The organism is Streptodolium elevatio, assembly GCF_053592165.1.
On sequence record NZ_JBSFVE010000026.1, the window covers coordinates 26,546 to 48,278 of the forward strand.

Consider the following 21,733-nt stretch of genomic DNA (forward strand, 5'->3'; position numbering starts at 1 on the left):
CCGCATCGCACCATGACCAGAAACGGACCACGCCTCATGTTCACAGCGCACCGTGCCAGACACAGGGCCGTGCTCGCCCTCGCCGCGGCCGCCGCGCTGGTCGTCACCGGCTGCACGGCGGAGAAGAAGGACGACGCCACGAGTCCGTCCGGAGCCCCGGCCGCGCCGCCCGCACCCAAGATCGCCCCGGGCGTGACCGCGGACACCATCAAGCTCGGCATCACGTACCCCGACGTCGAAAGCGTCCGGCAGTACGTCAACCTCGACTACGGGAACTTCGAGGTCGCGTACAACGCGCTGATCAAGAAGATCAACGACAACGGCGGCATCAACGGCCGCAAGATCGTCCCGGTCTACGGCAAGATCAACCTCATCTCGCCGGCCGCCGCCGGGGAGACCTGTGTCAAGATGACCCGGGACGAGAAGGTCTTCGCCGCGCTCGGCAACTTCTACGGCGACGAGCCGCTGTGCTACGTGCAGACCAACAAGACCGCGACCATCGGCGGCCAGCTCACCGCCAAACGCTACGCGACGGCCGCGGCCCCGTGGTTTGCCTACTGGCGCGGAGGCGACGAACTCGGCGACGGTATGAGCCAGTTCGCCGCGAACAACGCCCTGTCCGGCAAGAAGGTCGCGGTCATCTCCAACATCAACGAGCAGGCCGTGATGAAGGACACCGTCATCCCGGCCCTGCAGAAGCTCGGCGTGACGCCCGTGGAGACCGCCGTCCTGGACGCCCCGGCACAGGACCCCGCGGCCGTGGGCCAGCAGACCGGCGTGTTCATCCAGAAGTTCCAGGCCTCCGGCGCGGACACCGTCGTGGTCGTCGGCAGCATGGGCGCCTCCTTCCCGCAGGTCCTCGAACAGACCAAGTACCGTCCCAGACTGCTGTTCACCGACGTGGGCCAGGCCAACGGCTACGTCGGCGACAAGGCGAAGCACGACTTCACCACCCTGAACGACGCTGTCGGCCTCGGCTTCGACGTCAAGTGGGACGACCCTGCCATCAAGGACTGCATCTCGACGATCGAGGCGGCCGCTCCCGAACTGAAGGGCAAGCTCGTCGACCCGGCGACGGTTCCCGGCGGCCAACCCACGCCGGGCTCCTCGGCGTCCATCGCCTGCATGAACCTGGGGCTGTTCAAGGCCATCGCCGACAAGGCCGGCAAGGACCTCAACTACGAGACGTTCCAGAACGCCGGCTTCAACCTCGGGGCCTACCAGGTCCCGACGTACGTCGACCCGGCCACCTACACCCGCGACACTCCGCACGGCGCCGTGCCGCCTCACCTGTACAAGTTCAACCCGGCCACACAGAAGTTCGACACCAAGGTCAGCTGATCTCGGACGGCGGCCTGAGCAAGCACCGACGCGCGGGGGCCCGCCGACCACCGGCGGACTCCCGCGCGCACAACGCCTTTGCCCCTGAAGTAGGAGAAGCCCGATGGACCACCTCCCCTACCGTGACGCGTCCCTCCCTGTGCAAGAACGCGTCCGGGACCTCCTGGGCAGGATGACGCTGGAGGAGAAGGCGGCCCAGACGGCGGCGCCCTTCGGGTCGGCCGTCGACGTGCACACACCACCGGACGCGGGCTGGGGCGGGGCTGTTGCGGCATTGTGCACGCTCGGCCTCCCCCCTCGTGAGGCTGCGGCCCGAGGAAACGAGCTTCAGCGCAAGCACGTCGAGGAGACACGTCTCGGTATTCCCGTGCTGCTCGCGGAAGAGGCACTCATCGGCCTGAAGGTCCGGGACGCCACGACGTTCCCCGACGCCATCGCGCAAGCGGCCACCTGGGAACCGCAGTTGGTCGAGGAGATGGGCCGGACCATCGGAACCCAGATGGCACGGCTCGGCGTACGCCAGGCCCTGTCGCCGCTCGCCGACGTCGCCCGCGACCCGCGCTGGGGACGGGTCGAGGAGACGTACGGTGAGGACCCCTACCTGGTCGGCTCCATGGCCGCAGGCTACGTACGGGGACTCCAGAACGCCGATGACGAGTTTCCGATCATGGCCACGCTGAAGCACTTCGTCGGCTACAGCGCGAGCGAGGGCGGCAGGAACACCCAACCGGCGCAGCTCGGCCCGCGTGAGTTGCGGGAGATCCATTCGGTGCCTTTCGAGATGGCCATCCGAGCGGGCGGCGCGCGGGGCGTCATGCCGTCGTACAACGACATCGACGGCGTCCCCGTGACCGGTTCGAAGGCACACCTCACCCGCCTGCTGCGCGAAGAGCTCGGCTTCGACGGCCTCGTCATCTCCGACCTCGGCGCGGTGGGACACCTGCACACCAAACACGGCACCGCCGAGGGCACCCTCCAGGCGGTGGCCCAGGCGGTCCGTGCCGGCATCGACTTGGACCTGGACAACAAGGTTTCGTCCGACCGTGTGATCGAGGCTGTCCGCACGGGCGTTCTCTCCGAGGGCGACCTGGACCGCGCGGTCGCCAACGTGCTGCGCGCCAAGTTCCGCCTGGGCCTGTTCGAACGTCCCTACGTCGATCTCGACGCCGTACCCGAGACGTTCGATTCCGCCGAGGAACGGGCGCTCGCCCGCACGATCGCCGAGAAGGCGGTCATCCTCCTGCAGAACCGACCGGTCGACGGTTCGCGCCTGCTGCCCGTTGCCGCGTCGGTGAAGTCCATCGCCGTCATCGGCCCGAACGCGCACCGTCCGATGGGACAGCTGGGGAACTACAGCTACCAGGTGCTCGACAGCATGACCAAGCGGTTCGCCCTCGCCGCCGACCCGGAGGCGAAACCGGAGGACGCCGAGGAGTTCGCGGGCAAACTCGGCGCGGACGAAGCCGGGCTTCTCGTCGAGTCGGTACCCGTCGTGACGTTCCTGGACGGGATCCGTCGGCGCGCCGGCGACGAGACGACGGTGACGTACGAACCGGGGTGCCAGATCGCGACCGATGACCGCTCGGGGTTCGACGCCGCGGTCCGCGCGGCCTCCGCGGCGGAGGTCGCCGTGGTCGTGGTGGGAGACCAGTCGGGCATCAACGCCTTCGGCACCGTGGGCGAGGGCCTGGACAGCGCCGAATGTGCACTGCCCGGCGTGCAGCGCGAACTCGTCGAGGCCGTCGTCGCGACCGGGACACCCACGATCGTGGTCCTCAGCCACGGCCGACCCTACGTCCTCGGATGGATGGCCGACCGCGTACCCGCCATCGTCGGTTCCTTCTTCGGCGGCGAGGAGGCCGGGAACGCCGTGGCATCCGTGCTGTTCGGCGACGTCAACCCGGCGGGTCGCCTGCCGATCGCGCTCTTGGGCTCCGCCGGAGCAGCGCCGTTCCCGTACTGGGCGGCGGCGCGGTCAACCCCCTACGTCGATACCGCCTCCCCGGTCGTCTTCCCGTTCGGGCACGGGCTGAGTTACACCGACTTCGAGTACCGGGACCTGGCCGTCGAGTCCGCAGAGGTATCGACCGATGGCGCGATACAGCTCTCGTTCACCGTCGCAAATGTCGGTGACGTTGACGGCGACGAAGTGGTGCAGGTGTACGGCCAGGACGTCATCGGGCGAACGACAAGGCGCCGCCGCGTCCTGGTCGCCTTCCGCAGGATCCCCCTCGCGGCCGGCGCGGCGACCCGAGTGACCGTCGACGTGCCCACGAGCATGTTCGCGCTGTGGGACGCGGACGAGGGCTGGGTCGTCGAGCCGGGCCTGGTCAGGTTCTTCGTCGGCGGGTCATCTGCGGCCACGCCCCTGCGCGGTCGAGTGACCCTCATCGGCAAAGACCACCTGCCGGGGCCGGACAGGGCGATGTTCAGCACCGTCAGCGTCGATGGCAGCGAGGCCGCGCTCGCGTCCGTTCGCGAAGGGACGGAGTCCGCGACGCTGGTGGCGGGCACGCACAGCACGCCCATCACCCAGGACAACACCGTCCTGGAATGGCTGGAGCACCCCATCGGCGGCCAGGCTCTACGAGCCATGTTCGAGGGCTTCGACGGGGATGTCGAAGACCTACTCGAACCCGCGTACGGGCTGACACTCACTCAGATGGTCGCGTTCAGTGGCGGCCAGTTCCCGCAATCCCAGCTCGACGAGCTTCTCGCGCGCACACGCGTCGTGCCCGAGGCTGATCGGCGTCTGTGACCACCCCTGTGCGCCCTTCGACCAACCACCACAGGAGACGAAAGCAATGCCCAAGTCTGTCGGCGATCTGCTGCGCCGGATGTCGTTGGACGAAAAGGTCGCCCAACTGAGCGGACCCGCGTACGAACAACTCGCCGTCCTGGCCATGGGCAACCCGGACGACCCCGCGGAAGCGCTCGCCAAGGGCCTCCCCAGCTCGCCCCGCACGGCGTGGGGCACTTACGGGACGGATGTCGCGATCGTCGTGGTCGGTGAACGCACCGGGTGGGTGGGTCCCGTCACGGCAGGCGAACAGGTCGACCGCCAGGACCTGCGCCTACCAGGCGACCAGGACGCCCTCGTCGAAGCCGTCGCCGCCATGGGTGTGCCCACCGCCGTGGTCGTCGCCAGTGGGCGCCCACTCCTTCTGGACCGAGTCAGCCGCTGTGCGAACGCCGTGCTCTGGGCGCCGCTGCTGGGCCCAGCCGCGGGCTTGGCCGTGGCGGACGTCCTGGAAAAAAACCGCCCCCGCCGGGCGGCTTCCGGTCACCTTCCCCGCGTCTCTCGGCCAGGTCCCGATCTTCCACGGCAGCCGGGCCGGCAGCGGATACGACAAGCCCGGCGGCGCCGACGGACCCACGTACATCGACGGTCCGTCCCGTCCGTTGTTCCCCTTCGGACACGGCCTGACGTACACCGAATTCGCGTACGGCGACGCGGTGGCCGATGCCGCCGAAGTTCGGGCGGGTGAGAACCTGTCCGTACGCGTGGACATCACCAACACCGGGGACCGCCTGGCCGAGGAAGTCGTCCAGCTCTACGCCCGCGACGTCGTCGCCTCCACCGTCCGCCCGGTCCGGCAACTGCTGGCCTTCGCCCGCGCTCAGGTGCCCGCCGGGGAAACGCGCCGCGTGCGGCTGTCCGCCCCCGTCAACGCCCTGGCCCTCATCGACCCCGCCGACCGCCTCGTCGTCGAACCCGGCACCATCGACCTCATGGTGGGCTCCAGTTCCGCGGACGTCCGCGCGCGCACGAGCGTGGTCGTCACCGGCGAGACCGCCGAGATCCCCCGGGCGGGCCGTTTCCTGGGCAACTCCGAGGAGATCCGGCCCCACTGACAACCGCCCCGGGCCGGATCCCGACGACCGATCGCATGGTCACCCAGGTGCCACGGCATGGACGACGGAATCCGCGTCAGGACCCGACTTCCCCCGGGTCCTGACGCTTCGTTCCTACACCACCCGTTGGATGCGGAGAGCCGGGTACGGGTCCGCGGGGAGCTTCACCGTCGCATCGCCCTCCGCGTACGCGATCGCCTTCTCGGCGTCGACTGCGGCGGTGTACAGCGTGTCGAGCGGGGTGACGGTCATGTTCCAGGTGTCCAGGATCTCGACGCGGAACGTCATGCCGTCGGTGATCGGCGGTGGCACTCCTGCGCCCGTGATCAGGAAGGGGATGGCGAATCTCCACTCCGCGGGCGTTGCACGCCCGAAGTACGCGAGGAAGTAGTCAGGCCACGCACCCGCAATGTGGTCGGGGTTCTCGACATACGCAAGAGGGCCCAGCCGCCGGACGGCGCGGTCTCCAGGACGTCCTTGAGGAAGCGGATACGGGCCGGGCTCTCACCGTGCAGCACGCCGCCCTCGGCCCACCACAGGATGTCGTCGGGATGCGCGTAGGTTGCACCGTGGCTGACGTAAGCGCCGGCGACAGCGCCCTGCCAGAAGTGGTGCACCATCTCCTCGGCCGAGATGGAGCCCCAGCGCTCGGGGATGTCGCCCTCGTACTTGACCTCGTCGGAGACGATCGGCTTGCGGTAGACGTCGCGGTACAGCACCGCGCGCCCGGCCGCCTCGACGGCGGTGACCTTCTGGATGCTGGCGTGCGTCACCGTGGGCTTGTTGTGGTCGTAGAACGTGCCGAAGTTGTGGATGGACCTCAGGTGGCCGTACGGGTCGTTGTCCTGCACTACCTGGAGGGCGCGGTCGAAGTCCTGCTCCGTCTTGACGCCGAATCCGGGGAAAGTCATCAGGTGGGTCGAAGCGGGTGAAGTCCCAGTTCGTCGGAGGCGTGCCCTCGAACGGGTAACGCTCGGGATGGTTGCCCTCGCCTGGTTCGACGCATTCGAACCGGCCCGTACGTCCGTTCAGGTCCGTGACATTGCCGGCTGGTTCGTACGTCCAGAGCCCCTGGTGCTCGGGCATGAAGCGCACCCGATACGTTCCCTCACCGTCGTAGAACCCGGCGACCTCGGTGCTTTCCCCGCCGAGCGTGAAGCGGGCGGACAGGTCCACGTCGACGAAAGGGTTGCCGCGAGTGGGGCCCTCCAGAACGAGTTCATAGAGATCCCACTGTCGCACGCTCACCCGGTATGCCTTCCGCCCGCCGCCAACGCTTCGGCCATCATTTTGTGTAGTCACTACGCTTCTGGATTCGAGGACGCCGCCGACGGACCACGTACTCGCGGGGCTTCCGGCCGATCGGACGGCGTACCCGCAACCCCAGCCGTCCCACCCGGTAGCTCCCAGATCGACGAGTTCCACCAGGTGGGACGAGCGTGGGCGCATGTCAGGCCGGCTGGGTGGCCCAGTCCGTGGTGGGGCTGATCGAGTAGGCGGCGATCAGCGCGCGGATGAACTCCTTGTCGTGCAGCGGGTCCGAGGGTTCGGCCACGTTCATTCCGCGGGCGTGCATGTCGGCGAGGAGGCGTTCGAAGACGATGTCGTGGGTCAGGTCGTCGGAGTGGTCCATGCTCTTCTTGACCTCGTCGAGGTCGCTGTAGACCTCGGCGTTCCAGTGCACCAGCAGCCGCATCTCGTTGGGCTGGTAGCGGCGGATGACCTCGCCGTCGGTGGTGATCGCCCAGTCGTCACGGTCGGCGTCGTACCCCAGCAGAGAGCGGTGCTTGAGGCCGGTGATGTCGCGTTCGTCGGGGCGGCCGACGGGATCGCCGCGGTGGAACATGGACTCGTTCTGCACCACAACGCCCTTGTTCCACAAGGGGTGTTCGAGGCGCTTGGGTTCGCCGAGGGGCCCGTCGGGCCAGTACGTGAACGTGCCGTTCTCCCCCAGGTACCACCAGGTGATCACCTGGGCCATCTTCACCAGATGGTCGGTGAACAGCCCGGAGCGGCCCATGACGTTCTGCAGCCAGATCGGAGAGTTCTCGAACCGGACGCCGCGGAACGTGACGGCGTCGAGGTGCGATGTCAGCCCGCTCTGGTGCGGCCCGCAGAGGTTGAACAGCATCATCGTCGGCCGCGCGTACTGTGCTCCCCAGTACTCGCGAGCCAGTTGCAGGAAGCGGTTGTTGTAGAAGCAGTCGTGCAGCTCCGGGTGGTACGCGACCGAGCTCTCCGCGAAGAACCCGCGGAAGTGCGCGGATGCGACGTCGTCGAGGGTGAGGTTGAGTCCCTCGACCGCGCCTCCGTTCGACGTGGCGAAGAGTTCCTCGACAGAGTCGAAGTGGTGAGCGGTGATCGTGGGCCACGGGCCGTACCGCTTGATCACGGCGAGCATGCGCTCGTATTGGTCCTGGGTGTACAGGTCTTCGACCACCCGCGGCGGCGCGGCAGGCCGGAGCACGTCGTTCAGGTGCTGGACATCAATGGTCATCAGATCTCTCCTGGCGTTGCCTTATTGGAAGACCGACGGCCGACGGGCACGTAGGGGGCACGGCTGATCGGCTGCGCAGCAGGGCCTGCGTGTTGCACGGCGAATGCTTGCGGCCGATTTAGTGTACGCCATTATCTAAATGATGATCAGAGATGGGCTGGACTTTTTGCCGGATGGCGGCCGCGGCGGCCCGGACAACCCGGGCCGCCGCGGCCGCCCACCGGGATCGGCGGACCCGGCGGCGCGTCAGGACTGGACGGCGAGACGAGTTCCCCGTGGTCTCGGGACCGCCGATCAGTCCAGCAGCGAGTTGAGGAACGCGTTGGAGAAGACCTTGTGCGGGTCGTACTGGTTGAGCTGCGTGACGGCGCTGTCCCAGTTGTTGCCGGCGGATTGACCGGTTCGGTATTGGTTCGGCACGGTGGTCGACAGCATCGTGGCGTCGGCCCACGCCGCGGTGCCGCTGTAGCCCCAGCCCTTGGACCACTCAGGGCGCACCTGCGCGTATGCGCCCGAGTAGTTCGCGAACACCCATTGTTCTGTCTCGCGGTAGAACTGCTGGCTGTGCGGCGTGCCGGGGACGGTGAGCACATCGAGCCACACCGCGACGTCCCACTCCGGATGATCCGCACGTGTGCGGACGGCGGACAGGGTGGGGTGCACGGCACCGGAAACCTGGGCGTCGGCAGGGCTGTCGAGGCCGGTGACGCGGATTTCGAGCGGTCCGTTCATGGGGTAACGACCTTGGCCGGCGTACGCGTCCAGAGCGCTCTTGTAGTAGGTGTAGAACTCGCTGACGACCTTCTGGATGTTGGCGCGCTTGGTCAGCACGGCGTACCCGTTGGCGTGCACGCGCATCGTGGTGGGCTTGACGTAGAGCATGGTGTTCTTGGACCAGCCCCACAGGTCCCAGCTCGTCGTGGCGATGAGCCCCGCACTGACCACTCCGCTCTGCGTCCGGCAGAAGGTGGGTGTCAAGTCGCCCGAGCCCGAGGTGATTCGGCCGAGGAGGTCGGCGGCCTCCTCGGAGAGGAAGTCGCTGAACGGGTAGTTGTACGGCGCGTCGACCTGCTTGGCGAACAGCGGCTTGCCCGGAGCGACGGACCAGACCTTGAGCCACGGATTGTCGGTGAACGGGAACCAGATCGCCTCGACGCGACCGGTGCGGTTGACGTGCGAGGCGAAGGAGTTGCTGCCGGCGGTCGTGGGCGGGGCGAACATGTCGGTGGCGCTGATGTTGATCCAACTCTGGCAGCGGAGACGCTTGTTGGCGCCCACGCGCAGGGTCACCTCGGTGACGAAGCCGCGGCCGAGGTTGACCAGGAGTGGTGCGATCGCCGGGTCGTTGCGTTGGAAGGTGCGCAACTTGTACTGACTCGTCGCGGAATCCCACACCACGGCTGTCAGTGACACGATCAGGTTGCTCAGCGTCCCGAACGTATGGCCGGGGGTCAAGGTTTCACCGGTCTTGGGCACCGCGGTGCCGTGCCCGTCGATGGCGAGCACCCCGCCGAGGCTCAGGTCTCCGGGGGCGGGTGTGGCCGTGACACCGTACCCGGAATTCTCCAGCGCTTGCAGCAGGGCGATCATCGACACGCCGGTCTGTGCCGTGACACTGGCGGGGTTCCCTGCGTTCACGGTGACACTCTTCAGGTGCTGCGTGGTGTCGAGCAGGAGGATGTTCGTCGGGGCGCCCGACTGGATCGTCAACGGAGACCAATTGTGGCTGAAGCCCTTCGCCCGCAGCTTCCACCCTTGCGCGCGGGCCCAGTTGGCGAGAGCGACGACGCCGCCGGGCGTCGCGGGGGCACAGGTCCACACGTCGTCGACCCGCGTCTCGCCGGACCAGTTGCGGTAGCCCTGGAGGTACGCGGTGATCCCCGAAGGGAGTCCGGGCGGCGCCGGGACCGCGGCATCGGCGGCCTCGACGCGGAATGCCGGTGTCCACTGAAGTGCGGTCAGGGCAGCGGCTCCGACAAGGCCGCCGAGTATCGTCCGCCGTCCTGGTCCGGCGGCGCTGTCGCTCGCGGCATTGATTTGGTCAGTCATGGCGTTCCTCTCCCTTGCTGGTTACCGGCCCGGATCGCGAGGCGAAAGGCGATCAAGGAAGTGGAACTTCATGATCCGGTTCCGGTTCGTGCGACAGGACGTACCGCCCCGCGGGTCGCACGGAGCGGGCGGTTCAGGAACAGGAGGTGCGGGCTTGAAGACCGGCAGTTCTCGTGAAGTGCACGGGGACGTACGCGTGTTCGGCGACATTGGCGTGCACGGACGAACGAGCGCATGGGCCGCCTGCGGTGCCGGCGCGACCGAGATATTTCGGTAGCGCGTGCTACTCACGGAGTAGGTTGCGCCCGTCGATTCGACAAGTCAAGGGCGCCGACCCTGGTGACACGTGTCGATTTTCCGCGGGTTCACCGCCAACCATCCAGCCCGCCCCGCATCCGCACCTGGCGGCCGACAAAAATTCGTAATGCATACACTAAAAGCTTGAAGCAATCAATGCCGACCGCCCCGACTAAACTCCGGCCCCCAGAGTGGTCGGCATCGCCGACCGCGCACCTGTCGCAGCCATCCCGGTCTGTGTGTCGACCTGGACGCGCGCGGCATCAATCATTCGCTCGGGAGTTGTCGACGCGTAGACCCCCGACCCGTCCTTGGCAGGCGAACCGTGATCCGTTCCTTGCTTCCTTCCCCACGCGGCCGCCGCTTGCGTGGCCTCGCCGTCATCGCGGCTCTACTCGTCACGACAGCCTGCGGTTCCGACGCGCGGCCTGGGCCTGACGCGCTTTCAACTCCTCGGCAGGGAGGGGTGCTCAAGCTGTCGGTTCCGGCTGATCCGCCGTCTTTGGACCCGTTCACCACACCCGCATACGCCGTCGCCTACGGGAACGTACTCTCCGCGCTCTATGACCCCCTTGTCTGGTCGGACCCCTCCACAGGAACCATTCGGCCGCACATTGCCGAGTCCCTCACGCCCGATCACGACGCCCGCACGTGGACGCTCATAGTCCGAACAGGGGTGACGTTTTCCGACGGGCAGTTGTTCGACGCCGCGGCCGTCAAGGCGAACTGGCAGGCTCACGCGGATCCCGCAACCGGATCCGCCGGAGCGGTCGTGGCCGCCGGACTCAGGCTCACCGTCGTCGACCCCCTCCGCCTGGACATCGAACTTCCCAGTCCGAACCGGCACTTCGATCGTGCCGTGGCGAACAACCTGGCTTATATCGCGTCACCGCGTGCGCTCACCGATCTGGCGTCCCTTCGCGAGCACCCTGTCGGCGCAGGACCCTTCGTCCTCGCCGAACGCGTACCCGGACAACGGCTGACGCTGCGCAGGAACCCGAACTATTGGCAGGCGGGCCGCCCGTACCTCGACGGGATCGACATACGCGTGCCCGCGGCAGGAAGGACTCCGCCGAGCATGGTGGCGGCCAAGGATGCCGACCTTGTCTCGTTCAGCGACCCCGCACAGGCGAAAGAAGCAGCTGACCTGGAGCTCGGTGTCGTCCGTCTCCAACTCGGCGGTGGCCTCCTGCTTGTCTTCAACACCCGCAGGCCCCCCTTCGACAACCCCGCGGCCCGCCGAGCCGTCGTGTACAGCCTCAGCGCGGATGAGATGAATCGCCGCTTCTTCCAGGGCCTGGGCACCCCCGCCCGGGGGGTGTTCGACAGCACGTCACCTCTCGCCAGCAATCAGCTCATGCCGCGCGAGAACGATCCCGAGGCCGCCCGCGCGGCGTTCGACACGATCACCGGCGGCGGCACCCGTCCCTTCCGCTTCTCCTTCCTCCTCGTGGGCGGAGGTCAGGACTCTCAGGCCTCTTACACCCAGCAGCAGGTCCAACGCTTTCCCGGCGTGCAGATGCAGATCGAGGATGTCGACACCCCCACACTCATCCGACGCCTGCTGTCCGACGACTTCGACATGGCCCTCTCCGGTATGTGGATGACCGACCCGGAGCCGGTGCTCTACGACTTCCTACGCCCCGGCAGCCCCACCAACATCAGCGGCTACTCGAACGCTGACGTGACTGCCGCGATGACCGCAGGCCGCCTCGCCACCGACTCCGATACCCGCCGTGTCGCCTACACCCGGGTGCAGGTCCGACTCAACGAGGATGTGCCCTTCTGGGTCTACCAAGAAGCCGCCAGCACCGTCGTCTTCGCCCCGGCCGTGACAGGCGTCCAGGCGTACAACGACGGACTGGTGCTCTTCGACCGCATCGGTATGCGGCGCTGAAGCTCGCCGACCCATGGATGCCGCCGTGCCGCCACGGCGGCACGGCCTTCCGGCCAAGGCCGCCTCGTGCGGTGGACGCGCAGCATGCGGTCAGTCGGTTGCGGCGTCAAGAAGGGCGCGTACAGTGCGGACGTCTCCCACGGGATCTGCGCCTTGCGGCGTGACATCGAGAGTGGTGACGCCCGCCTTGCGGTAGGCCTCGATACGGCCCGCCACATGGTCGGCGGGCCCGACGAGGTGGATGAGGTCGATGAGTTCGTCGGGGACGGCGGCTTCGGCCTCGGCGCGGCGGCCGGTGAGGTAGAAGTCCTGAATGCGGTCGGCGGCGTCGGCGAAGCCGTAGCGGGAGACGAGCGCGTAGTAGAAGTTCTGACCGCGTGCGCCCATACCGCCGACATACAGAGCCGTCATCGGACGGGCGAGGTCCCGCAGGGCCGCGTGGTCCTCACCGATGGCGAGCACACCGCCGGCGACGATGTCCAGCCGTCCCAACTCTGCCGGGCGGCGGGCCAGTCCGGCGTCCATCGACTTGCCCCACACCTCCGGCATCCGCTCGGGCGCGAAGAGGAACGTGAGCCAGCCGTCGGCGACCTCGGCGGTGAGCTCGACGTTCTTCGGCCCGAGCGCGGCCAGGTACACGGGGATGCGGTCGCGCACCGGACGGGTGAGCATCTTCAAGGGCTTCGCGAGGCCGGTCCCCTGCTGCGGTCCAAGAGGCACACGCGTGGTGGCGCCGCTGTGGACCACCACTTCGCGACGCCACGCGGCCCGGCAGATCTCCACCACATCCCGCGTGCGCGCGAGCGGTCGGTCATAGGCCAGTCCGTGCCAACCTTCGACGACCTGGGGTCCTGACGTGCCCAACCCGAGCACCGCACGACCCGCCGAGGCCGCGTCAAGACCCGCCGCCGTTTGTGCCAGCAGGGCCGGGGTCCGGGAGAAAACGTTCAGCACGCCCGGGCCCACCTGGACCCGCTTCGTCCGCGCCGCAATCGCACCGAGGACGGCCACCGAATCGAACCCGTAGGACTCGGTCACCCATATCGCGTCGACCCCGGCTTCCTCGAATTCCACAGCCCTGTCAAGCAGTGCGCCCGCGTCGCCGGCGAACTTCAGGGTGGTACTCAACCGCACGGTCAACTCCTAGAGGTCACAAGCAACTTGATCGAGCACTTCGACGCGTGCCGAGCCGCGTGTCAGCGTGGGTCGTCGCATCAGTGGCCATCGGGCACGGGCTCCAGCACGAGGACGGGAATGTCGCGGTCGGTCTTCTCCTGGTACTCCGCGTAGTCCGGATACGCCTGGACCGCCAGCACCCACCACGCCAGCTTCTCGTCGCCGGTCACCTGTCGGGCGACCATGTCCTGGCGCCGCGGCCCGTCCTGAAGTTCCACCCGCGGATCCGCCGACAGATTGTGGTACCACTGCGGGTGGGTGGGAGCACCTCCCTGGGATGCGACCAAGGCGTATTTGCCCTTGCGCTCGACGCGCATCACCGGGGTCTTGCGGAGTACGCCACTCCTCGCCCCCCGGGTGGTCAATACCACGACGGGCATACCCCGGAATGTCGTCCCCTCGACGCCGCCGGATTCCTCGTACGCGGCCACCTGATCGCGGACCCATTTCTGCGTGCTCGGCTCGTACGTTCCGTCCAGCGGCATGGCACGTATCCCAACGCTCGAATCCACCACGGTCGGCCCGGGCTCGCAGGACGACCGCCTTCAGACGCCGACAATTTAGCGTATGGGATCTACTATTTACCTGGCCCGGGATACCGCGTGCGTCTGGCGGCATCCGAGGGGCGCGCAAGGCCGTGCTTCCGTGGGCTCTGTCGACGCCGTTCCGACACTTGCGCAGGCTGCCTGCCGTAGGTAGTGTGCGCTGAAGTAGCGCGCGCTACTTTCCGGATATGGCTCTTCGGGGGCGGGTCACTGCCATGGGTCACAGGGCACGTCTCCGCGGCCCGCCCGGTCCGGAACCCTGGCGCGTGCAGGCCCGAGCTGCCGTGTGAGGGCCGGGTGCCGACCCGCCTCGTCCAGACCCGCCTCTCGCCCTACATAGGGTGTGTCTTCGCCGCCCAGGTTCGCGGAGGCGGCGGCCGAAGTGGACGGAACGACGAAGCGGCAGGCGTGGTGGGAACTGCCGTACCGACGAGCCGGACGCAGGTACTCGAGGAAGACCCAGGGAAGCGACATGGAACGTATCGATGCCCGTCTGGCGGACGGCCGGGAACTCTTCTACTACTTCGACAAGGCCGCTCCGCCCGAAGGTGTGCCGGCCGATCGGCGTGACCTGCCGGACGTGCACACGGCTTCCGAACTGCGGTACGACGCACTGCGCGACGAATGGGTGGTCATCGCCGCGCACCGACAGAGCCGCACCCACCTGCCCAGCGACGACCAGTGCCCGCTGTGCCCGTCCACGGCCGACCGGGCGACCGAGATACCGGCGTTCGCGTACGACGTCGCGGTCTTCGAGAACCGTTTCCCCTCGTTTACCTCGGACGCCGCCGACTTTCCGGAACAGCCGGGTCGCCGAGCCGGGCGCGGTCGGTGCGAGGTGGTCTGCTTCACGAGCGACCACACCGCGTCGTTCGCCGACCTGACCTCCGAACGGGTTCGCACCGTCGTGGACGCCTGGGCCGAACGCACCGCCGCGCTCACCGAACTCCCGGACATCGAGCAGGTGTTCGTGTTCGAAAACCGTGGTGCCGAGATCGGCGTCACGCTGGCTCACCCGCACGGCCAAGTCTACGGCTACCCGTTCGTCACCCCGCGTACCCGGGCCGTCCTCGGCAACGTCCGCGCACACTGGGCGCGCACCGGCCGGGACCTCTACGTCGAGATCCTGGAGGCCGAGACGGCCTCTGGCGAGCGGATCGTCGCCGCAACCGAGCACTGGACCGCCTTCGTGCCGGCGGCCGCGCACTGGCCGTTCGAGGTGCACCTGTACCCGAACCGGCACGTCCCCGACCTCCCCGCGCTCGACGACGCCGAACGCGACGACTTCGCCCGCGTCTACCTCGACGTGCTGCGCCGCCTCGACGCCGTCTACGGCGTCCCCATGCCCTACATCGCCGCCTGGCACCAGGCGCCCGTGCGGGTCGACCGGGAGCTGGCCCGGCTCCACCTCGAACTCTTCTCGTCCCGGCGCGCCCCGGGCAAGCTCAAGTACCTCGCGGGATCGGAGTCCGGCATGGACGTCTTCGTCAACGACATCGCGCCGGAAAGAGCCGCCGCGATGCTCCGCGAGGCGGTGTCCTCCACATGAGGCTCCTGGTGACCGGCGGAGCCGGCTACGTCGGCTCGGTGACCACCGCAGTGCTGATCGAGGCCGGACACGAAGTGACGGTGCTCGACGATCTGTCCACCGGACACCGCGACGCGGTCCCGGCGGGCGCAGGGTTCGTCGCGGGAGACGTCACCGAGGCGGGACGGGTGCTCGCCGAGACCGCCTACGACGGCGTACTGCACTTCGCCGCAAAGTCGTTGGTCGGCGAATCGGTGGGCGATCCCGCTTCGTACTGGCGCGCCAACGTCGGCGGGTCCTTGGCGCTGCTGGACGCCGTTCGCAGCCACGGAGTACCGCGGTTCGTGTTCTCGTCGACGGCGGCCGTATACGGGGATCCGCAGGCTGTGCCGATTGTCGAGGACGCGGTGACACGGCCGACGAACCCGTACGGGGCGTCGAAGCTCGCGGTCGACCTGATGATCGAAACGTACACGCGAGCCTATGGGTTCGGCGGGGTGTCACTGCGCTACTTCAATGTCGCGGGCGCGTACCGGGGACTCGGTGAACGGCACGAGCGGGAAACGCATCTGATCCCGCTGGTCCTGGAGGTGGCACAGGGCCACCGTGAGGCCGTGTCGGTATTCGGGACCGACTGGCCTACCGACGACGGCACATGCGTGCGGGACTACATCCACGTCGAGGACCTCGCACGCGCACACCTGCTGGCGCTGACTGCCGCCACGCCGGGCGAACACCTGGTCTGCAACCTCGGCAACGGCATCGGGTTCTCGGTACGCGAGGTCGTCGACACCGCCCGGCGGGTCACCGGGCACCCGATTCCCGCGCTGGAAGCACCGCGTCGAGCCGGTGACCCGGCAGTCCTGGTTGCGTCCTCGGACCGCGCGCACGAGCGACTGGGCTGGAAGCCACAGCACCCCGACCTGACGACCGTCATCACCGACGCCTGGCTGTTCCACGGTTCCTCGCACGCCCGGGGCGCCGCGACGCAACGCCCGGAGGCACCGTGAACGGCCCCGCGAACGACGCCATGTCAGCCAATGCGATCACAGCAGGAGCCGGCTTCGCACAGTTCTTCGGCCGCCCCGCCGAAGCGGCTTGGCATGCCCCCGGCCGCGTCAACGTCATCGGCGAACACACCGACTACAACGACGGTTTCGTGCTGCCTGCGGCGATTCCGTTCGGCGTCACCGCAAGCGTCGCACGCAGGTCCGACCAGTTGCTGCGCATCGCCTCGTCGCAGCTCGGCGGCGAACCGGCTGTGGTGCCGCTCGACGTCCTCGCACCGGGCGCTGTACACGGGGGCGCCGCGTACGCGGCGGGTGTGGTCTGGGAGATGCGAAGGCGTGGGCTGGCCGTCGGTGGGTTGGACATCCACGTCGACGGCACCGTCCCACAGGGTGCCGGCCTCTCTTCGTCGGCCGCCCTGGAGTGCGCGGTCGCGGCGGCGGTCGACGACCTGCTCGACCTCGGGCTCGACCGATTGACCTTGGTGGATGTGGCCAGAGCCGCCGAGAACGACTTCGTCGGGATGCCGTGCGGAGTGATGGACCAGTCCGCCGCGCTGCTCTCACGTGCGCGGCACGCGCTGTTCCTTGACACCCGGACCATGGCCACGCGCCATGTGCCTTTTGACGTGGGCTCGTTCGGTCTGGAACTCGTCGTCATCGACACCCGCGCGCCCCACCGACTCGTGGACGGGGAGTACGCGCTGCGGCGCCGTAGCTGCGCGCAAGCGTGTGCGGCACTCGGTGTCCCGGCGTTGCGCGACCTCACCGAGGACGACCTGCCGCGTGCTTTCGCGACCCTCGACCCGGTCACCGCGCGTCGTGTCCGACACGTGGTCACCGAGAACGCGCGTGTGCTCGACGCAGTGGCGCTCCTGGAACGAGGCGAGGATCCGCGCGGCATCGGCCTGTATCTCACTCGGTCGCATTGCTCCTTGCGGGACGACTACGAGGTGAGCGCACCCGAACTCGACGTGGCCGCCGAGGCGGCGCTCGCGGCGGGCGCCCACGGGGCGCGCATGATCGGCGGCGGATTCGGAGGCTCGGTCATCGCGCTCGTCGACGTCGGTCAACGCGCTCTCGTGGCACGTGCCGTCACATCGGCCGCCGAGCGCCACCGCTTCGCGGAGCCTGCCGTCTTCACCGTCACACCGACCGAAGGCGCACACCGCGTACCGCTCGGCAAGCGAACGACCGGACCGGCAACGGAAGCGCCCGGGACGAGCGGTCCGGCGGTCTCAGCATGAGCCGCCCGGAGCAAGGCGGATCTCCCGCGCAACCGGCAGGCACCGTCGGGAGCAACGCGCGTACGTACGAGACCTTCCCCACAACTGCCCCGACGGTACGTCAGGACCCTTCGGCACCACTCCAGATGGCACTCCTGTACATCGCTGGTCGATTACCTCGCCGTCCTCTGGAGTTGAAGCGGCGGTCCTGTCCTACGGGGCGATTCTTCAGTAGTGCCAGGTACCCGATCGCGCCGGACGATACGAGGACGTCGTGCTCGGTCTGCCCGCGTGCCGGACTACGCGGCGGACGACGCGTACTTGGGCGCGGTCGTCGGCCGCTACGCGAACCGCATCGCGCACGGGCGGTTCGTGCTCGACGGCGTTACGTATGAGCTGCCGACCAATGATCGCGGGCACACGCTGCACGGTGGCATGGACGGCTTCCACCGGCGGGTGTGGGCAGGCGTGGGCTTCGCCGACGGCGAGCGGGCGGGTGTCCGAGGGACACCGTTCGACTTCACGCCCCCCGCGGCCACCGAAGGCCCGGCAGCCGCCGTCTCGCTCGGCGACCGCGTGCGATCCGACCATCCCCAAGTCGCGGCGGTGAACGGCCTTGACCACTGCCTCGTCCTGCGCGGCGGCGTGGGCTTGCGTCGCGCGGCGCTCCTGCACGCCCCTGAGTCCGGGCGTGTTCTGGAGACTTGGACGACCGAACCTGGGCTCCAGATCTACACTGCCAACGCGCTCGGCGCCCCCTTCGGCCGACACGCAGCCGTGTGCCTGGAGACCCAGCGGATTCCCGACTCGCCGAACCGGCCCGCATACCCCTCGACCGTACTGCGACCAGGCCAGGCCCACTGCTCGTCCACGCAATACCGGTTCACCCATCTGCCCACCCGGTAGTAGGTGCATGGCGACACAGCCGCAGGAGGGGGCACCAAATATCCGGCGGCGCCCCCTACTCGGCTCAAATGGCGTTCGCCTGGGCGGTCCTTCCCAGCCATGCGAGGCTCGGCTTGGGGTGCCGTTCAAACGTCGTCCGGTCGACCGCCACGAGCCCGAACGTCGGCTCCCAGCGCCCCCATTCGAAGTTGTCCAGCAAACTCCAGTGCAGATAGCCACGCACGTCGATGCCGCTCTGCATCGCGTCGTACATGCCGGCCAGCGCCTCCGACGTGTACGCGATGCGCCGCGCGTCGTCGGCGGTGGCGATGCCGTTTTCGCTGACGATGATCGGGACGTCACCGACGACGTCATGGGTGTGCCGCAGCGCGATCCCCAGGGCATCGGGCCGGTACGCCCAACCCATCAAGGTGTTGTCGGGGTGCTCCGGATGCGGCACGACACCGTCGCCGTCGACCAGTTGGCTGGTGTAGGACTGCACGCCGACGAAATCGTCGTCACGCGCCGGTTCCAGGTACATGTCCTCCCACAGCCGCTGCACTTCGGCGTGCTTGGCCTCGCTCCCGGGCGCGGGCACCAGGGCCTGGTTGGCCACCGTCCAGCCGACCTTCGCGCCGGTCCGTTGGCGGACCAGCGGCGCTACCGCGCGATGCGCGGCGATGAGGGCTTCGCCGATTTCGGCGTCGGGGAGAGCACCGATCAACTGGTACTCCTTGCCCTCGGCCACCCGGCGCAGTTGGCCGTGGTTCACCGCCACGATGTTGGGCTCGTTGATCGTGCAGACCCATTCGACGCCGTCGAGGATGCTGCACGCCTGTTCCACGTAGCGGGTGAAGACCGCGGTCGCGTCGGCCGCGAGCCACCCGCCGTTGACCCCGAACCAAAGGGGGTGGGTGAAGTGGTGCAGAGTGACGACCGGCGTCAGCCCCAGCCGCCGCGCGGTCTCGATCATGCGGCGGTAGTGGGCGAGTTCGGCGCGCGAGAACTTCCCGGGGCTTGGTTCGATCCGCGACCACTCGATGCTGAAGCGGTAGGCGCTCAGGCCCGCTTCGGCCAGCAGGGACATGTCTTCTTCGTACCGGTGGTAGCTGTCGAGCGCGTCGCCGCTGAACTGCACGCCGTAGTCCGCCGCGGCGTGTTCGAGCTGCCACCAGTCATTGTTGATGTTGTTGCCCTCGATCTGGTGCGCGGCGGTCGACGCACCCCAGAGGAAGCCCCGCGGGAACGTTCGAGTCATGGACGGTTGTCTCCCTTGTCGTTCGCCGACGGCCCGGCTTCCATCTGGGTGACCGGCTTGAGCGGGGGATGAGGAACGTCGTCAGCAGCACAAGGACCAGTGCCGCGGCGGCCCATCGGAAAACGTTCACGTAGCCCTGGTCGAGCGGCGTACGGCGAAACCGGTCGCGGCGCCGGTTGCCGGCATAGCGCGCGCTACTTGACGGCAGGCTACCCATGCTAGGTAGCACGCGCAACCATTGAGCATGGGTTCACGCCGACAGCAGGCGCCGACCGCGATCGAGGATGACGTCATCCCATTCGTGGACGACGGCTGCGGCGATCGTCGGTGCTCGGGCCGCGCTGCCACCAACGTGGCATGGGGCGCCGCGCTCCGCCTCTTGCTAATAGTTTAGTCAATACACTAAAAAAGGGCCGGGAGCTCGATCCACCCTTCAGGAGCCTGTCTATGCCGTCAGAACGGGCCACCGGTCCCATGAACCCGGTCATTCCGGGGTTCTATCCTGATCCGAGCGTGTGCCGGGTCGGCCCGGAGTACTTCCTCGCCGCCTCGTCCTTCTCGTACTTCCCGGGCGTCCCGGTCTTCCGGTCGACCGACCTGGTGAACTGGACGCAGATCGGCAACGCACTCGACCGCCGCTCCCAGCTCGACCTCTCCGCCACCCGCGGCTGGTCGTCGCTGGGCATTTGCGCTCCGACGCTGCGCCATCACGACGGCCGGTTCTGGCTCATCACCACGAACAGCACCATGGCCGGCATGCATACCTTCTTCGTGACCGCGGAGGATCCGGCAGGTCCGTGGTCGGAGCCGGTAACCGTGGACATCGACAACATCGACCCGGACCTCGCCTGGGATGACGAGGGGAACTGCTGGGTCACCTACGCCGGGATCAACCAGTGCCGCATTGACGACGCCACCGGCAAGATCCTCGAAGGTCCCTATCCCACCTGGTCCGGTACGGGCCTGCAATTCCCGGAGGCGCCGCACCTGTTCCGCCGTGGCGACTGGTGGTATCTGCTCCTCGCCGAAGGCGGTACCGAGCGGGGGCACGCGGTGTCCATCGCCCGTGGACCGTCACCGCAAGGCCCGTGGGAACCCTGCCCGGCGAACCCGGTCCTGTCCCACCGCAGCACCGACCACCCCATCCAGAACACCGGCCACGCCGACCTGGTCGAAGCCCCGGACGGCAGCTGGTGGATGGTGCTGCTGGGCGTACGCCCCCGTGGTCTCACGCCCGGATTCCACGTACTCGGTCGCGAGACCTTCCTGACCTCGGTCACCTGGGACGACGACGGCTGGCCGATCATAGGCCCGGTCGACGCGCACCTGACCTCCGCACCCCCCGCAGCAACCGGCGCACCAGCCGGACCTGGCGGCCCTTTGGTCCGCGACGACTTCGACGCCACCGCCCTGCACCCGCGCTGGCTCACCGTCCGCCGCCCTCTAGAGGCCGCCCTCTCCCTCACCTCGCGTCCCGGCCGGCTCACCGTCACCGGCACTGCCGCGACCATGGACCATGAGGAACCGGTCTTCGTCGGCCGCCGCCAACAGCACCATCGGTGCCGGACACGTGCCCTGGTCGACGCCGACGGCTGCGCCGAGGCGGGACTGAGCATCCGCATGGACGAACACTTCCACTACGAAGTGGCCGTACGCGCAGCGGAGATCATCGTCCGCGCACGGATCGGGCCGCTGGCGTCCATCGTCGCGCGGGCTCCGAAGCCCGACGGGCCGGTGGTCCTGGGCATCGACACCGACACCGAAACGGCCCTGTGGAATCCCGACGAGATCACCCTCGGCTTCGAGTCGGGAGACGGCTTCGCCGCGCTGGCCAACCTCGACGGACGGTTCCTGTCCACCGAGGTCGCCACCGGCTTCACCGGCCGCGTGATCGGCATGTACGCCGTCGAAGGCACCGCCGCCTTCGACTGGTTCACCTATGAAGGCATCACCTGACCGCAAACGCCAGACACCGACGCGCGCCATCGACTCGTCGATGGCGCGGCGGGCGAGCTGCTGCCGAGGTGAGCCTCTTTCGTTTGCCACGCAGGAAGGAAGCGCATGATTCGCAGTGCCTTCAACCGGGGCTGGGAGGTCCGGCCGAGGTCGGGACCGTTCGCAGAGTTCATGGGACCTCCGGCCCCATACGTCGAGGTCACCCTCCCGCACGAC

Annotated in this window: 17 protein-coding genes and 1 pseudogene; 10 read left to right on the plus strand and 8 right to left on the minus strand. The window is 68.2% G+C overall.

Going from position 1 to position 21,733, the window contains the following annotated elements; genetic code table 11:
• The first annotated feature begins 36 nt into the window (after positions 1-36).
• From ACWD12_RS34360 to ACWD12_RS34375, 4 genes are all read left to right on the plus strand, one after another.
• Positions 37-1,341, plus strand: a complete 1,305-nt coding sequence (locus ACWD12_RS34360) for an ABC transporter substrate-binding protein (RefSeq protein WP_450102871.1) — start codon at positions 37-39, stop codon at positions 1,339-1,341.
• A gap of 103 nt (positions 1,342-1,444) precedes the next feature.
• Positions 1,445-4,099, plus strand: a complete 2,655-nt coding sequence (locus ACWD12_RS34365) for a beta-glucosidase (RefSeq protein ID WP_450102872.1) — start codon at positions 1,445-1,447, stop codon at positions 4,097-4,099.
• Positions 4,100-4,244: 145 nt separating this feature from the next.
• Positions 4,245-4,829 (plus strand): glycoside hydrolase family 3 protein, encoded by a 585-nt coding sequence (locus tag ACWD12_RS34370; protein WP_450102935.1) that lies wholly within the window; start codon positions 4,245-4,247, stop codon positions 4,827-4,829.
• Positions 4,744-5,196 carry a fibronectin type III-like domain-contianing protein gene (locus ACWD12_RS34375; RefSeq protein ID WP_450102873.1) on the plus strand — a complete coding sequence of 151 codons (453 nt, stop codon included), beginning with the start codon at positions 4,744-4,746 and terminating at the stop codon, positions 5,194-5,196. Before ACWD12_RS34370 ends, ACWD12_RS34375 begins: the two co-directional genes overlap by 86 nt.
• Positions 5,197-5,310: 114 nt before the next feature.
• Here ACWD12_RS34375 and ACWD12_RS34380 read toward each other — a convergent pair whose 3' ends face one another.
• The 5 genes and pseudogenes from ACWD12_RS34380 to ACWD12_RS34400 all read right to left on the minus strand — a co-directional run bounded on the left by ACWD12_RS34380 (position 5,311) and on the right by ACWD12_RS34400 (position 9,742).
• Complete coding sequence (locus ACWD12_RS34380) at positions 5,311-5,607, minus strand: DUF5605 domain-containing protein (RefSeq protein WP_450102936.1); 297 nt, start codon at positions 5,605-5,607, stop codon at positions 5,311-5,313.
• On the minus strand, positions 5,523-6,107 hold the full coding sequence (locus tag ACWD12_RS34385) for a hypothetical protein (RefSeq protein WP_450102939.1): 585 nt from the start codon (positions 6,105-6,107) through the stop codon (positions 5,523-5,525). Before ACWD12_RS34385 ends, ACWD12_RS34380 begins: the two co-directional genes overlap by 85 nt.
• A 154-nt stretch (positions 6,108-6,261) precedes the next feature.
• Positions 6,262-6,645, minus strand: a pseudogene (locus tag ACWD12_RS34390) (DUF5060 domain-containing protein); the annotation flags it as partial.
• 1 nt (position 6,646) lies between these two features.
• The gene (locus ACWD12_RS34395) at positions 6,647-7,693 is read right to left on the minus strand and encodes a hypothetical protein (protein WP_450102874.1); all 1,047 of its coding nucleotides are present in this window, start codon (positions 7,691-7,693) and stop codon (positions 6,647-6,649) included.
• Positions 7,694-7,987: 294 nt separating this feature from the next.
• Positions 7,988-9,742, minus strand: a complete 1,755-nt coding sequence (locus ACWD12_RS34400) for a cholesterol oxidase substrate-binding domain-containing protein (protein ID WP_450102875.1) — start codon at positions 9,740-9,742, stop codon at positions 7,988-7,990.
• Positions 9,743-10,505: 763 nt separating this feature from the next.
• Between ACWD12_RS34400 and ACWD12_RS34405 the strand changes: the two genes are divergently transcribed.
• A complete protein-coding gene (locus ACWD12_RS34405; protein ID WP_450102876.1) occupies positions 10,506-11,936 on the plus strand; it encodes an ABC transporter substrate-binding protein in 1,431 nt (476 codons plus the stop codon).
• 90 nt (positions 11,937-12,026) lie between these two features.
• Here the strand turns inward: ACWD12_RS34405 and ACWD12_RS34410 are convergent, their stop codons facing one another.
• Both ACWD12_RS34410 and ACWD12_RS34415 read right to left on the minus strand, forming a co-directional pair.
• Positions 12,027-13,070: an LLM class F420-dependent oxidoreductase gene (locus ACWD12_RS34410; protein ID WP_450102937.1), complete on the minus strand. Its 1,044-nt coding sequence runs from the start codon at positions 13,068-13,070 to the stop codon at positions 12,027-12,029.
• 80 nt (positions 13,071-13,150) lie between these two features.
• Positions 13,151-13,597 (minus strand): nitroreductase family deazaflavin-dependent oxidoreductase, encoded by a 447-nt coding sequence (locus ACWD12_RS34415; protein ID WP_450102877.1) that lies wholly within the window; start codon positions 13,595-13,597, stop codon positions 13,151-13,153.
• Between the two features lie 532 nt (positions 13,598-14,129).
• Between ACWD12_RS34415 and galT the strand changes: the two genes are divergently transcribed.
• The 4 genes from galT (at position 14,130) to ACWD12_RS34435 (ending at position 18,324) form a co-directional block, all read left to right on the plus strand.
• On the plus strand, positions 14,130-15,206 hold the full coding sequence (gene galT / locus ACWD12_RS34420; RefSeq protein WP_450102878.1) for a galactose-1-phosphate uridylyltransferase: 1,077 nt from the start codon (positions 14,130-14,132) through the stop codon (positions 15,204-15,206).
• Positions 15,203-16,195, plus strand: a complete 993-nt coding sequence (gene galE / locus ACWD12_RS34425; RefSeq protein ID WP_450102879.1) for a UDP-glucose 4-epimerase GalE — start codon at positions 15,203-15,205, stop codon at positions 16,193-16,195. Before galT ends, galE begins: the two co-directional genes overlap by 4 nt.
• A 20-nt stretch (positions 16,196-16,215) precedes the next feature.
• Complete coding sequence (galK, locus tag ACWD12_RS34430; RefSeq protein ID WP_450102880.1) at positions 16,216-17,439, plus strand: galactokinase; 1,224 nt, start codon at positions 16,216-16,218, stop codon at positions 17,437-17,439.
• 270 nt (positions 17,440-17,709) lie between these two features.
• On the plus strand, positions 17,710-18,324 hold the full coding sequence (locus ACWD12_RS34435) for an aldose epimerase family protein (protein WP_450102881.1): 615 nt from the start codon (positions 17,710-17,712) through the stop codon (positions 18,322-18,324).
• A gap of 64 nt (positions 18,325-18,388) precedes the next feature.
• Here the strand turns inward: ACWD12_RS34435 and ACWD12_RS34440 are convergent, their stop codons facing one another.
• Positions 18,389-19,561, minus strand: coding sequence for a glycoside hydrolase family 1 protein (locus ACWD12_RS34440; RefSeq protein WP_450102882.1), 1,173 nt, complete (start codon positions 19,559-19,561; stop codon positions 18,389-18,391).
• A 447-nt stretch (positions 19,562-20,008) separates the two neighbouring features.
• Between ACWD12_RS34440 and ACWD12_RS34445 the strand changes: the two genes are divergently transcribed.
• Positions 20,009-21,517: a glycoside hydrolase family 43 protein gene (locus ACWD12_RS34445; protein ID WP_450102883.1), complete on the plus strand. Its 1,509-nt coding sequence runs from the start codon at positions 20,009-20,011 to the stop codon at positions 21,515-21,517.
• The last annotated feature ends 216 nt before the right edge of the window (positions 21,518-21,733 follow it).